Annotated in this window: 11 protein-coding genes, 2 tRNA genes and 1 pseudogene; 1 reads left to right on the top strand and 13 read right to left on the bottom strand. The window is 42.6% G+C overall.

What is annotated here, in order from left to right; genetic code table 11:
- Positions 1-52: 52 nt before the first annotated feature.
- The 10 genes from CXM95_RS05460 to arcA all read right to left on the bottom strand — a co-directional run bounded on the left by CXM95_RS05460 (position 53) and on the right by arcA (position 10184).
- The gene (locus CXM95_RS05460) at positions 53-697 is read right to left on the bottom strand and encodes a V-type ATP synthase subunit D (RefSeq protein ID WP_005229243.1); all 645 of its coding nucleotides are present in this window, start codon (positions 695-697) and stop codon (positions 53-55) included.
- On the bottom strand, positions 697-2085 hold the full coding sequence (locus tag CXM95_RS05455) for a V-type ATP synthase subunit B (protein ID WP_005237151.1): 1389 nt from the start codon (positions 2083-2085) through the stop codon (positions 697-699). Before CXM95_RS05455 ends, CXM95_RS05460 begins: the two co-directional genes overlap by 1 nt.
- Positions 2085-3860 (bottom strand): V-type ATP synthase subunit A, encoded by a 1776-nt coding sequence (locus tag CXM95_RS05450; RefSeq protein WP_008380990.1) that lies wholly within the window; start codon positions 3858-3860, stop codon positions 2085-2087. Before CXM95_RS05450 ends, CXM95_RS05455 begins: the two co-directional genes overlap by 1 nt.
- A 31-nt stretch (positions 3861-3891) precedes the next feature.
- Positions 3892-4206 carry a V-type ATP synthase subunit F gene (locus CXM95_RS05445; protein ID WP_005229240.1) on the bottom strand — a complete coding sequence of 105 codons (315 nt, stop codon included), beginning with the start codon at positions 4204-4206 and terminating at the stop codon, positions 3892-3894.
- Positions 4199-5200, bottom strand: coding sequence for a V-type ATP synthase subunit C (locus CXM95_RS05440; protein WP_005237156.1), 1002 nt, complete (start codon positions 5198-5200; stop codon positions 4199-4201). The genes CXM95_RS05445 and CXM95_RS05440 overlap by 8 nt, the downstream gene beginning before the upstream one ends.
- A gap of 14 nt (positions 5201-5214) precedes the next feature.
- Positions 5215-5805, bottom strand: a complete 591-nt coding sequence (locus CXM95_RS05435; protein WP_061053898.1) for a V-type ATP synthase subunit E — start codon at positions 5803-5805, stop codon at positions 5215-5217.
- A 16-nt stretch (positions 5806-5821) separates the two neighbouring features.
- A complete protein-coding gene (locus tag CXM95_RS05430; protein ID WP_101698911.1) occupies positions 5822-6295 on the bottom strand; it encodes a V-type ATP synthase subunit K in 474 nt (157 codons plus the stop codon).
- Entirely contained in the window at positions 6279-8270 is a 1992-nt protein-coding gene (locus tag CXM95_RS05425; RefSeq protein WP_086299642.1) for a V-type ATP synthase subunit I, read from the bottom strand. Before CXM95_RS05425 ends, CXM95_RS05430 begins: the two co-directional genes overlap by 17 nt.
- Positions 8271-8582, bottom strand: a complete 312-nt coding sequence (locus tag CXM95_RS05420) for a hypothetical protein (protein WP_008380980.1) — start codon at positions 8580-8582, stop codon at positions 8271-8273. It abuts the gene before it with no gap.
- Between the two features lie 384 nt (positions 8583-8966).
- Entirely contained in the window at positions 8967-10184 is a 1218-nt protein-coding gene (gene arcA, locus CXM95_RS05415; protein ID WP_008380978.1) for an arginine deiminase, read from the bottom strand.
- A 431-nt stretch (positions 10185-10615) separates the two neighbouring features.
- Between arcA and CXM95_RS05410 the strand changes: the two genes are divergently transcribed.
- Positions 10616-12613, top strand: coding sequence for a beta-galactosidase (locus CXM95_RS05410; RefSeq protein ID WP_016613060.1), 1998 nt, complete (start codon positions 10616-10618; stop codon positions 12611-12613).
- Between the two features lie 63 nt (positions 12614-12676).
- On the opposite strand, the pseudogene CXM95_RS05405 reads toward CXM95_RS05410, so the two are convergent.
- From CXM95_RS05405 to CXM95_RS05395, 3 genes and pseudogenes are all read right to left on the bottom strand, one after another.
- Positions 12677-13148 (bottom strand): annotated as a pseudogene (locus tag CXM95_RS05405) (HIT family protein).
- Between the two features lie 185 nt (positions 13149-13333).
- Positions 13334-13418 (bottom strand) — tRNA-Leu (locus tag CXM95_RS05400).
- A 27-nt stretch (positions 13419-13445) separates the two neighbouring features.
- Positions 13446-13516, bottom strand: a tRNA-Cys gene (locus CXM95_RS05395).
- Positions 13517-13549: the final 33 nt, after the last annotated feature.

Genomic DNA, 13549 nt, shown 5'->3' with positions numbered 1-13549 from the left:
GAACCCCCTTCTACGTGCCTTTTTTGATTCTTCCAAATGATTGGCAAAATCCTTACTTTGCTTCATTTTCCGCAATGATATCTGTGACCTTCATCAAGCGGGTCAATGTTGCTCGTTCGTCTTCTGCCAGATTGCTTTCGATGTATTGAATGGTTTCCGTCAGCTTGGGAATCGTCATATACTCTAACGCATTGACTCTTCGCCTCGTCCGCTCGATCTCATTGGCCATCAGTTGACAGGTTTTCTCGATTTCGGCCAACTGAAGCATCACTGGCAGCATCTGATCAAGATGAGACAACGAGAGATCCAGCTCACTGGTGGTACTTACAAAACCGTAGGAAAAGTCATCATCGGAGCTCTCTTCTTCGTAAACAGGATTTAACACTGGCACATCCATATTCATGATGGTCCGACTTTGTACATCTAGGGTCACTTTATTTAAAGGGATCATAAATGCTTCTTGCAAAACGACATCGGGAATACTACTAGAAGCCAGCACATACTCTTCCATCCCTGCTTGCAGCGCAGTTTCCATTTTTTTACGAAGCTCCTGGTTTTTCTTTACTAGCTGAATGAATTGGCGCACCAGCTCATCTTGCTTGTCTTTCAATAATTTGTGACCACGGGTTGCCGTCGTCAGCCGTTTTTTCAAACGACTTAGTTCCATCCGAGTTGGATTGACATTTAAGATCGCCATTAAGAACTCACATCCTCGTCCGTTGGGTAATAGGCGTCGATAAATTCTTCTTTGATACGGCTCAACTCTTGTTTTGGCAAGGTAGCTAATAGCTTCCAGCCTAAATCTAACGTTTCTTCAATCGTCCGGTTGGTTTCAAATCCCTGGTTGACATACTCTTTTTCGAAAAGATCTGCAAAACGCGCGTACTTTTTATCAAGATCAGACAAGGCAGACTCTCCTAAAACGATCGATAACTCTTTGGCAGCTTTCCCATCGGAATAGGCGGCATAAATTTGATTCATCGTTGCCGCATGATCTGCACGGGTCTTACCTTCTCCCGTTCCTTTGTCCTTCAACCGAGAAAGACTTGGCAAAATATCCACTGGCGGATTGATATTGCGTTTGTAAAGGTCTCGCGACAAAATGATTTGTCCTTCTGTGATATAGCCAGTCAAATCAGGAATCGGGTGGGTTTTATCGCCATCTGGCATCGTTAAGATCGGAATCTGTGTGACCGATCCTTCTTTGCCCATCAAACGTCCTGCCCGTTCATACAGTGTAGCTAAGTTGGTGTATAGATACCCTGGGTAGCCGCGACGTCCCGGAACTTCTCGGCGGGCAGCGGAGATTTCTCGCAATGCTTCGCAGTAGTTCGTCATATCGGTCATGATCACTAAGACGTGCATGCCTTTTTCAAAAGCCAAATACTCTGCTGCAGTCAATGCCATCTTAGGAGTAGCGATCCGTTCGATTGCTGGATCGTTGGCAAGGTTCATAAACAAAACAGATCGATCTAATGCACCGGTTTTGCGGAATTCATCCACGAAAAATTCAGCTTCTTCAAACGGAATCCCAATTGCTGCGAAGACGATCGCAAAATTGCCTTCTTGGCTGGGTACTGTTGCTTGTCGTGCAATTTGAGCAGCGATCTCTTTATGAGGCAAACCAGAAGCAGAAAAGATTGGTAATTTTTGTCCACGAACTAATGTATTTAAATGATCGATCGTTGAAATCCCAGTTTGGATAAATTCATCCGGGAAGTCCCGTGCCATCGGATTGATGGCTTCACCATTTACATCGATGCGTTTTTCGGGCAAGATTCTCGGGCCATTATCTTTTGGTTTTCCTAAACCGTCAAAAACCCGACCCATCATATCTAGAGAAACCCCTAAAGTTAAACCAGTTCCTAGAAACCTTGCTTTGCTTTCTTCAGCACTCAAATTACTGGTACCTTCAAATACTTGGACAACAGCATTGTCATCACTGACTTCCAGTACTTGTCCTTGACGGATCTCGCCTGTGTCCATGCGGACCTCAACGAGTTCGTCGAATTTAACGCCTCGAACATTTTCGACCACCATTAAAGGGCCGGCAATTTCGGAAACTGTACGATATTCTTTTAACATCAATGAACACCTCCAGTTTCAATGATTCGTTGTAACTTTTCTTTGATGTCATGCTTGATCGTATCCAAGCGGGTCAATTCTTCTTCAGGAATGTATTTGCTGCGGGCGATGCGCTCACGCAGATCAACCGTTCCTTTTGTGATCTCATCTAAGTAAGCACCTAGCTGCAGTGCACGTTGGGCTTGTTCATTAAAGTAAAGAATATTCTCCAACATTTTGAACTGCTTATTGCGAGATGTATACGTGTCAACGTCATCAAAGGCGTTTTGCTGCAAGTAATCTTGTCTCAAAGAACGGGCTGTCATCATTGTCAAACGGTCTCTTTGAGAAAGAGAATCCATCCCTACCAATTGAACGATTTCTTCTAAACGGCTTTCTTCTTGGAGAATCGCCATTGATTCATTGACTAGCTCCGACCAGCGATCGCCTAATAATTGATCTAAATAAGAATTGATTTGATCTTCGTAAAGGGAATAGGAATTCATCCAGTTGATGGAAGGAAAATGCCGTTTTTGCGCCAGCATACTATCCAATGCCCAGAAGACTTTCACGATTCGTAAGGTATTTTGGGTGACCGGTTCTGAGATGTCTCCACCAGCAGGTGAAACCGCACCAATTGCGGTAATGCTTCCTTCCCGAGGTTGTGTGCCTAATGAATGGAAACGCCCTGCTCGCTCATAGTATTCCGCAATTCGACTTCCAAGGTACGCCGGATAGCCTTCATCTCCTGGGATCTCTTGCAATCGTCCACTCATTTCCCGCAGCGCTTCTGCCCAACGTGATGTTGAGTCTGCCATGATAGCAACACTATAGCCCATGTCACGGTAATATTCTGCAATCGTGATTCCTGTATAGATTGAGGCTTCCCGAGCAGCAACTGGCATATTCGACGTATTGGCGATCAAGACCGTTCGTTCCATGATTGACTTGCCGGTATTTGGATCGATCAGTTCAGGAAATTCATTCATAACATCCCGCATTTCATTGCCTCGCTCGCCACAGCCGACATAGACCACGATATCCACATCCGACCATTTAGCAATTTGGTGCTGAACAACCGTTTTTCCGGCACCAAATGGTCCGGGAACGGCAGCTGAGCCGCCTTTTGCCACTGGAAAATAGGTGTCGATGACTCGCTGTCCAGTGACCAGTGGTTCGCCTGGATTTAATTTAGCAGTAACGGGACGTGGTTGACGAACCGGCCATTTCTGAACCATCGTCAAGTTTTTTTCACCCTCAATGGTTTCTAAGACACAGATCACTTCAGTAATAGCAAAATTCCCTACCATGATTTCTTTGACGGTTCCTTCATAGTTTGGTGGCACCATGATCTTATGCTCGATCACCGATGTTTCTTGTACTGAACCTAAAATGTCGCCACCTTGTACGGTATCACCGACTTGTACTTGAGGGACAAAGGTCCATTTCTTTTGGCGATTCAGTGGATCGATGGTAACCCCTCGTTCCAAAAAATCACTTTCTGTTTGCGACATAAACGTATCTAATGGTCGTTGGATCCCATCAAACATCTGAGTCAACAAACCTGGTGCTAGTTCGACAGACAATGGTGCGCCTGTCGTTTCCACGGGCTCGCCTGGTCCGATTCCCGCTGTTTCTTCGTATACTTGGATCGAAACCAGCCCTTTTTTGATCTCAATGATCTCACCGATAAGGCCCTTGTCACTGACTTTGCAGATTTCGTGGATTTTTGCGCCACTTAATCCTGAGGCGGTGACCAGTGGTCCCGATACTTTTTCAATTGTGCCAAATGCCACATTTATTCCTCCTAGCTGGCTGACTTGTCTGTTATGAATCTAATATATTCATTCCTACCGCTTTTTCCACATTTTGCTGAATTCGTGCCATGCCGATCCCTAAACTACCCGTACTACTTGGAATCGGAATGATCGCTGGTGTCGGTACTTCTTCATAGCGGCGAACGATCGGTTCTAATTGTTCGATCAGTCGCTCAGTCAAAAAGATTACCCCATAGGCTTCAGCCATTTCTTCTAGTTGTTGGGCGGCTTCATCCAAATCGCTGACTGGAAAGATGTCGATCCCTAGCCCTTTGAAAGGCAAGATCGAGTTCTTACCACCCATCATTGCTATTTTTTTATGCATAACTATCACGCACCCGACTTCTTAAAATCTCTTCCGGCACCTTATTGATTTTCCCAATCAGGAGAATACGCAAGTTCTTGCTTTCAATTTCCTTGGCGTACAAGTACCCTGCCAATGCTGAAGGGCCAAAAGGAACAATTTTATGTTCTTTGAGCTTCGCCATTAGAAAATTGTCTTTGCGTATATCAAAGGTATTCAAGGTCTTCTTCTCTACCAACTCTTCATAGCTGTGATTGATCAGTTCTTTATAAGGAGTCCCTTGCAAATATGCCACAAATGCCTCAAGGGAAGTCGTGATCTCAGCTAACAATTCTTTTGCAGGTAGGTTTCCATGATCGGCTAAAACTGCGCTGATAAAGCCGCGCTTGCGTTTCATCGCGTAACTGCGCAACGTTGTTGAAATGTTGAAAATATCGATTTGTCGACGAATCAAGCTTTGCAGCAGATCGTCGTCGTATTCTTTGCCAATCGTCCACAATTGTTCCCAATAGTGGTTATCAAAGATGATGTCGATCGATTGGACCTCATGGTAGTTCTCAATATAAGAGAAGACTTCTTCCACACAATCAACCATCTCTTTGGCAACAAGATTGCTTTTTCTGGTCTTGACCAGATCCTTAAGGACGGAAAGCGGCTGGGTACCAATTGGGACAAGATATTCAGAAAAATCTTCTTGCATGTACGCCGCTTTTACCAAGACTTTCAGATTTTGATAGTCATATTTCAAAGCAAAGAAATCAACGATCGCTTTTTCCGGTGTCAGCTGATACATCGTGTCGTATACCCGTTTCAACTCCGCCATCAACACATGTTCAAAGTCGTGTACACGATCATCCTCGTTGATGAAGTCACCATAAACCGTTTCTTGCAACATACCGTAGATTTCTTCTGCGCTAGCAGCCGAGAGCATCCGCTCATAGCGGCTGCGATCGAATAATTGCGATTCATACGTCCGAATTCTCGTATTTAAGGTATTGTATTTGATGTCATTCATCTGTTTGCACCTGCTTACTGTTCAAAAATCAATTGCAGTAACGTATTGCTTAACTCTTCTTTGTTGGCTTCTAGTAGCGCATCAAAAGTAAAATTCAACTCGATCGCTTCTTGTCGCAACAAAAAGCCACCCTTACGAGGGATCGTTTTATTTACCAGTTTCAGCTGAACATCTGGGGCAGATGCCTGCAATTTAGCGAGGAGCTCCTCATCCACTAAATGGCGGGTCTTCTCACCTAAAAGCAACTCAACCTCACCAGTTAACCTTGCATTCGCCAAGCCATTAGCGATAAACGCATAAAATGCTGCTTGATCCATCGTATTTAAACGGGTCAAAGCCTCAGTAAACAGCTCATCTAAGACCGACTGCTTTGCTGCCAAGACCTTGTTTCTTGATTGAATATGCACATCTGAGATTTCCAAATACATCGCCGCACGTTTTTCTTTTTCATAAAAAGCTAACCGCTCACTAAGCTCTTTTTCTAATTGCGTTCGCTTCAAGTTTTCTTGATTTTCACTTTCTTTTTTCGCTTCTTTGATTTGCAGCTGGTATTTCTTTTCCGCATCAGCGGTTATTTTGTCAGTTAAACGTGTAATATCAGACATTCACTTTTCCCTCCTCTTAATTCAAGACAAGCAAGAAGGAAATAACGAACCCTAAAATACAATACGTTTCCATCATCGCTACCAAGATAATTCCTTTGGTCACATGTTCTGGTTTTTTGGCTAAAATCTGCATCGCAGCACATGCGGCACGTCCTTGCCATTTTCCGGCTACGATCGCTGTTAATGCGATTGGCAATGAAGCAATAAACAAGTACAATCCGCGATCGAATGAGAGCGAACCGCTGATTTGACCAAAGATCATAAAGGAAATTACGAACCCGTATAACCCCTGAGTACTAGACAGCAACTCTAAGATCAACGCTTGTCCGAATTTCTCTGGCTGCTCTGAGATCAAGCCTGACGCTGCTTCACTGGTCATCCCAACACCAATCGTTGATCCGATACCGCCGCAAATCGTTGCGGTCGCTACACCTAAAGCTGCAAAAACAATTCCACCATTTTCGTAAAAGAAACTAATCCAATTTTCCATTATTGTCCTCCTGTAACTTTTCTTCTGAGATGATCTCTACATAATTTTCATTTGATTTGAACGGGTCAAAGGCACGTCCGCCCCCCGTAAAGAATTTTCCAAAATACTCTAAATACTGCAAACGGATACCATGAACATACGCACTAAGGTAACTTAAGAAAATATTTAGGCCATGCAATGCCACAAATAATAAGATACCAACCGTAAACCGGGCTGCTGGCGGCAGGTAGCTGATGATCAAGTTGAAGGCTGAGGCGATACTTCCGCCGGCAACCCCTAACGCCATCAGACGGGTGTAACTGATCAAGTCACCAACATAATTGGTCACATCCATCAATCCGTACAATCCAGAACCGATTTTTCCGGCTAAGGTTTTACCTTCTAAACTGCCTCCGATGGCCACTGCTAATAGACTGGCAGCGATCATTACGATCCCAATCGTTTGTAACGGTGTGTCAGGGAAAAGCAGCATTCCTGCGGCAACAAAAGCCACACTGATCAAAAAGACGATCCATGAACCGGCTTGGAACATCGCGGCCAGTTTCTGGTCTTTTTTCTTCCATAGAATATAGAATTTCAGTGCCAAACCAAACATGATCTGGATGTACCCAAAAATCACGGATAAGACTAAGATCTGGTTGACATCATCCTGGGCAGACAACAGTTGGAATGAGAATTCAAATCCGAAGAAGTTGCCATAGATCAAGCCCCAAATAATCGTAGGGATCGAGCATAACTGAAAGAGGGTCAAGTTTTGTTCCAGCCCTTTGCTGAGGTGGAACAGCTTTTTCCCAAGAAACGTCGCCAGAAACAAAAGCAAACCATAGCCAAAATCGGCAACCATCATCCCGAATGCCACCATATAAAAAGGCGCCATAAATGGTGTCGGATCTAACTCGTCATATTGCGGCAAGCTGTACATCCGAACAAGTCCTTCAAAAGGTTTGATCCAACGTGCGTTTTCTAATAAAATCGGCACATTACTAATCTCTTTTTCCGTCACTTCTTGGTATTCGAGGTAATAGTTATCCGTGGTTCCTTTTTTGATGCGTTTTTCTAATTCGGCCGTCCCATCAACAGGAACCCAGCCAGAAATCGAGACCGCATGAGTAGAACGTAAAAGCATCTTATTGCTTTTTAAGCGGGTGATTGCTCCATCTAAATACTCGGCAACGATCCGCAAAGTTTCTTGCTCGTTTGTCATTGCACGAAGAGAGGATTTGATCTCTTTTTCTTCATCAATTAAACGTTGGGATTTTTCTTTCATCGTTTGCAGATCTTCTTCTGGGATGCCCTCATAAGGGTAGATGTATTGCTCAAAGGCTACTTTTTTAAGAAGTGAAGTTACTTTTTCTTTTACATCTTTGTGGAAAAGGACCAGTAAATAAGTGGTTGTTTGTGATTGATAAACAGTTTCCACATAGACGAGCGGCAGCTTCTCACTGTTCGTCGTAAAGTCAGCCATTTCAGAAGTGGGAATCGAACCTAGCAAGCCACCTGATTTTTTTAATTCCTTTAAAACCGCTGGACGCTCTTTAAAATACTTCCAAATCGACAGCTCTGCTTCTTGTGCTAATACATCGCGTTTTTCTTGATCGATCAAGCGAAGACGTTTGTCTTGTTTACGAAGGGTCTGGCATAATTCTTGCCAGGGATAGGTGTGGGCTGTTTCAGCCAATTCTTGAAGGGTATATTTTTTGATTGGTTGCCGCAGTTGTGCCAGCATTCCTTTTTTGGGTACATATTCTTCTAAAAAATTTAAGCTCCAGTTGACTTGACCAAACTGGTTCTCCATTTCTTCTTCAGACTGTTCCTCGCGAACCGGTGTCAAAACACCCGTCGTTTCTTCAGAATCGTAGTATTTCTCCGAAGAAAGCAGTTCTACGCCCTGAAAGTCTTGCAGCTGCTCTAAAACAGCTTCTTTCTGATCGTAAAAGGTCAACAGACTGAACTTTTGCATTTTTGCAATTGCCATTTATGTCACAACCTTATTTATTATTATTGCCAATGCTTCTTCCTTTAACTCATTAGGGATCGTTCGTAGTGTTTCCACTTCTGCTTTCGTTTTAGCCATGAGCGGTTCTTTTGACTGTGTTAACTCAGCTGCGATTTTTTGATTGATTGCTTCTTTTTGTTGGGCTTCTTTTTCTGCTAACTCTTTTTTAAACGCCTTCAACCGTTCTTCGCGTTCTTGTGCCAATTGTTTTTTTTCTGCTTCCGCTTCTTGGTTTTTATTTTCAGCAAATTGCTCTGCTTCTTGTAATAATCGAATTGCATCTACTGCCATTTTCTCACCTGCTTTCCCTTTTTTTCCGCAAAAAAAACCACTACAAATCAAGCATATGGCATTCGCTGATCGTAGGGTGTCAAAAATCAATAAGTGGCAAATACCTTCACCTATTTCCGTTTTCTAATATAACCGTACCATAAATTTAGCGATAGAACAAGGTTCCTAGCGTTTTTTTATAGTCTTTACATATAAAAGTCACAAAAATTACACATTTTCACAAAAAGAAATCCTTTTCAATTTATAGGGGGTTAAATGATGACAAAAAAGAAAGATTAGAAACAGAATGCCGTTTCAAATCTTTCTTTTATTTTTCTCTCTTCTATTTCTTAACTTTCATAATTTCAAAGCAAAAATCCGTAATTAAAATAACAAAGATTCGTCCTACTCACGAATAAATGGCATACTCATACAGCGTGGACCTCCACGTCCGCGAACCAATTCACTTCCTGAGATCTCATTCAACTTGACGCCTGCCTCTTTTAACAACCCGTTGGTGATGGTATTGCGGTCATAGACCACGACTTCCCCTGGGGCGATCGCCAATGTATTGGAACCATCATTCCATTGTTCTCTGGCTGCTGCCGCTAAGTCGTCACCACCACAGCGAATCAAGTGTACTTCAGGCAAATCTAAATAACGGCAAAGAATGTTTTCCAACGTATCTTTTTCCTCATATACTCGCACACCGTCCTTGTGTTTAGTGATTGAATACAGCGAAAGTTCTCCCTCGATTTCTGGATGGATCGTGAACTTATCATGATCCACCATCGTAAAGACCGTATCTAAGTGCATAAATTTTCGTTCTTCACCAATATTAAATGCCAAGATATGTTCAAAACTCGGTTCTGTAGCAAAAATCGTTTCGGCAATTTTTTCGATAGAAGCAACCTCGGTTCGTTGAGAGATACCGATCGCCACGATTTTATCAGATAAAATCAGCTGATCGCCACCTTCCATCCGCGTCGTTTCGTCCCGATGATACAAAAAGTTCGTCTCATTGCGGGAAAACATCGGGTGGTGCGTAAAAATTTGTTTTCCGTAGAGGGTTTCTCGTCTTCTCGTTGCAGAATACATTCGATTCAAGGAAACGCTATGACCAATCGTAGCAAACGGATCTCTCGTGAAATACAAGTTTGGCATTGGATCGATCAAAAAAGGATATTCCGTTTCAACGATCGCCGTTAACTTGCTAGCTCTTGGAATTTCTACCTCACTTTTTTTCAAGCCCGCCATCGTATGATCGATAAAGGAGCGATTATCTTTGATCGACAGGAAAAAATTGCGCACTTCGTTGCGAATCTCTTCATCAAGGATCGTTGTCTCATTTAAATAATCTTCTAAAAAAGCTTCTTTGGCACCGGTCGTCGACAATGTCTCTGCAGCAAGATCTTCCAAATAAAGGACTTCCACCCCTCTGTTTCTTAAAGTCTCGGCAAAAAAATCATGCTCTTTTTGTGCTTGGTCTAGAAAAGGAATATCATCGAACAACAAGCGATCAAGATAATCCGGCATCAAGTTTTCCAATTCTGCTCCTGGACGATGCAACAGCACCCGCTTTAAGGGTGCAATCTCAGAAAAGATCTGTATTGGCTGGTTCATGGACTTTTCTCTCCTTCTTGGCAATTTTGTAGAATAACTTATGTCATTCTTTTTTTTGATTCTACATCACATAATTATTCATTTCTTCGACTCATCGTGTTTTTTCTACTCGTGATTCAAAGTTTTTTCGGATCATATAGTTATAAACATGCATTTTAAAAAAAGAAACCCCCGATAAAAAAACAACTAATAAAGAATATAAATTCTAGATACTTTAATTTACCGCCTTTTTCAATTGTATATTTTTGTTAAAAAAACAGCAAGGCAAAAGAACTGGCGGACTATAGCCCTAGTTGCGAAACCAGATTGAACTATCTTTGTTTTTTTGGATCATTTCATGATTTTCAAATGATACCGCTATCAAACAGATGAATATTTGATATGATTCAAGTATCTTGATACTAAAGAAACGTCTATAAAGGAGCGATTTGATGAAAACGCAACGTCAGCTTTACTATGGTGCCGACTACAATCCTGAACAATGGTCTAAAGAAGTCATTCTTGAAGATATGCGCTTAATGAAAGAAGCAGGTGTGAACTATGTAAGTATCAATATTTTTGGCTGGGTCAATCTGCAGCCAGATGAATCCACCTATGATTTTGAATTTCTGGATTGGCTGATGGATCTTTTATATGAAAACAATATCATGATCGACCTAGCCAATGGAACAGCTTCTCCTCCCGCTTGGCTTGTTCAAAAACACCCTGAGATGCTGCCTGTGACCATTCATGGCAATCGACTGGTTCATGGTGCGCGCCAGCACTACTGTCCGACTTCCCCTATCTATCGTCAATATGCCGCCGATTTGTCTGAAGCAGTCGCAAACCGTTATGCTAATCATCCAGGGCTGGTCATGTGGCATATCAATAATGAATATACCTGTCACATCCACGAGTGTTATTGCGATCATTGTCGGAAAAGATTTCAGACATGGTTAGCAGAGAAATATCTGACCATCGCTGGATTGAATGATGCTTGGTCAACGAAGTTTTGGAGTCAATCCTATGGCAGCTGGGAGGAAATTTTCTTACCAGAGGCAATGCCAACCTTCAAAAATCCTGCACAGCAATTAGACTACCGTCGGTTTCTTTCCGACATGAATCTGGAACTTTATCAAATTGAAAAGGCGGCGATCGCAAAATATTCCCATGACATTCCTTATATGACCAATCTTATGGGCTTACACAAATACGTAGATGGATTTAAATGGGCACCTGAAATAGATGTGGTCAGCTGGAATTCGTACCCGAATCCCTTTGAAAAAATCCCTTACCCGCAATTTCTTGCTAACGATTTAACCCGCAGTTTGAAGAAAAAGCCATTCTTGATCATGGAGCAAGCCACAAGCGCTGTTAATTGGCGACAAATCAACGGGGCCAAGACACCCAACCAGTTGCGTCTTTGGAGTTATGAATCGCTAGCTCATGGTGCTGATGGTATCATGTTCTTCCAATGGCGACAGTCTCGTGGCGGTGCGGAAAAATTTCATAGTGCGATGGTGCCTCACGGAGATCCTCAGTCAAGCCGTATCTTTCGTGAATGTGCACAATTAGGCAACGAATTTTCGCAACTATCCGAAATCGTTGGGACGCGCTTCTTGGCTGATGTCGCGGTTGTCTTCGACTGGGAAAATTGGTGGGCGCTGGAATTGGATGCCAAACCAAGAACCTTAAAGTACATTCATCAGTTACGCAGCCTGTATGCCGCGCTAAGGGCGTTAAATTTGAGCGTAGACTTTGTCCATCCTTCCGAATCCCTAGATGGCTATCCTTTAGTGATCGCCCCAAATCTCTATTCAGCACCCGAAGCATTCGGTAAGAAGATCCATGATTACGTGCAACAAGGCGGTATCTTCTTGACCAATTTCTTTAGTGGGATCGTCAATGAAAATGACCAAGTCTATCTTGGGGGCTATCCAGGCTTGTTTAGAGACACATTAGGGATCATTGTAGAAGAGTTTTACCCAATGAAAGCAGCTACCCAGCATCAGATTGACTTTCAAGGTCATCGGAACGACAATTCTCTATGGGAGGAAGTCATTCATCTAAAAGGTGCGAAAGCTTTGGCAACCTTCCAATCCGGTTATTTGACCGATAAGCCCGCCATTACCATGAACCGGATCGACGATGGGTATGCGTATTACGTGGGAACAGAATTGTCTCTTGAAGGACTAACTACATTTTTAGCGACCATTCTGGAAAATCACAAATTAACGACTCATGCCCAGCACTTCTTGGCTGCTCCTACTGAAATCTCCGTTACCTGTCGCAAAGGTGCTGGCTATACACTCGTCTTTTTCTTAAACCATACCGAGCAGACAACAGAAGTGAAGCTGAAAGCCGCTGGAGTAGACCTTCTAACCAAAGAAACCAAACAGTTGGCAGTTCTGAAACCAAAAGAAGTCGCAGTTCTTAAGTATATTGATTAATCTAAGGAAAGAACCTCCATGAAGCGATCGCTTCATGGAGGTTCTTTTATTGAGGTTACTAGATTAGAAAGGTTCATTAGACAAACGATAGGCATTTTCTAAACAAGAGGCTATCTTTTGTCTTAGCTCTCCATCACTTTTTTCTGAATAGTGATACTCTGGATTAGTCCAATGGGATTTGTCATACAACCAAACAGGCATTTTTTTCGCTTCGCCGGTTTCCCATTCATAACGGGGAAAAAGATGTGCATGAAGAAAGTTATCGGTATTTCCCAATAGTTCATAATTGATTCTCAATGGAGAACAAGCCTGTATTATAGCATCTCCTAAAAGAGTCATATCAGTTAAGAAAACCTGTCGCTCATTTAAATCTAGATCATTTTAAAGAAGCCACCTCTCTTTTAGGTAATAATACACAATATCCAGGAAGAAATTGGACATCGCCATAAACAGCAAAACTGCCAGACAATTCTTTGATCACCATTGGATTTGTCCCATCTATCGCTGATTTGATTCTATTCTCATACCATTTCAATTTGATCCCCCCTCTCCTGTTCCTTGCAGCTATTCATGTAAAAACTATACAAGATTAAGGAAAGGCTTTCAATAGTAACAAAACAAAAAAATCTTTGCTATATGAGTTGTCCTCCAAAATCGTATTTGTAGACTTTTATAAACAAAAAAATGTATCAATCTTATAAAAGACTGATACATCAATGATACCGGCGGCCGGGGTCGAACCGGCACGCCCTCAACGGGCACTGGATTTTGAGTCCAGCGCGTCTGCCAATTCCGCCACGCCGGCATGTTGAAAGGTTAGTATTTAGTACTAAGGCGGTAACCGGATTTGAACCGGTGATGAAGGTTTTGCAGACCTCTGCCTTACCACTTGGCTATACCGCCATTATACTATTGTTGCAATCTACAATCAAGTGA

The organism is Enterococcus sp. CR-Ec1 (genome assembly GCF_002850555.1).
Taxonomy (GTDB): Bacteria; Bacillota; Bacilli; order Lactobacillales; family Enterococcaceae; genus Enterococcus_D; species Enterococcus_D entomosocium.
This window is presented reverse-complemented; position numbering and strand designations above follow the sequence as displayed.

What these genes read in the sequence shown, in the direction of transcription:
- CXM95_RS05460 (WP_005229243.1), bottom strand. Translation starts at nt 697, where the DNA reads ATGGCGATCTTAAATGTCAATCCAACTCGGATGGAACTAAGTCGTTTG.
- CXM95_RS05455 (WP_005237151.1), bottom strand. Translation starts at nt 2,085, where the DNA reads ATGTTAAAAGAATATCGTACAGTTTCCGAAATTGCCGGCCCTTTAATG.
- CXM95_RS05435 (WP_061053898.1), bottom strand. Translation starts at nt 5,805, where the DNA reads ATGTCTGATATTACACGTTTAACTGACAAAATAACCGCTGATGCGGAA.
- CXM95_RS05425 (WP_086299642.1), bottom strand. Translation starts at nt 8,270, where the DNA reads ATGGCAATTGCAAAAATGCAAAAGTTCAGTCTGTTGACCTTTTACGAT.
- CXM95_RS05445 (WP_005229240.1), bottom strand. Translation starts at nt 4,206, where the DNA reads ATGCATAAAAAAATAGCAATGATGGGTGGTAAGAACTCGATCTTGCCT.
- arcA (WP_008380978.1), bottom strand. Translation starts at nt 10,184, where the DNA reads ATGAACCAGCCAATACAGATCTTTTCTGAGATTGCACCCTTAAAGCGG.
- CXM95_RS05410 (WP_016613060.1), top strand. Translation starts at nt 10,616, where the DNA reads ATGAAAACGCAACGTCAGCTTTACTATGGTGCCGACTACAATCCTGAA.
- CXM95_RS05440 (WP_005237156.1), bottom strand. Translation starts at nt 5,200, where the DNA reads ATGAATGACATCAAATACAATACCTTAAATACGAGAATTCGGACGTAT.
- CXM95_RS05420 (WP_008380980.1), bottom strand. Translation starts at nt 8,582, where the DNA reads ATGGCAGTAGATGCAATTCGATTATTACAAGAAGCAGAGCAATTTGCT.
- CXM95_RS05430 (WP_101698911.1), bottom strand. Translation starts at nt 6,295, where the DNA reads ATGGAAAATTGGATTAGTTTCTTTTACGAAAATGGTGGAATTGTTTTT.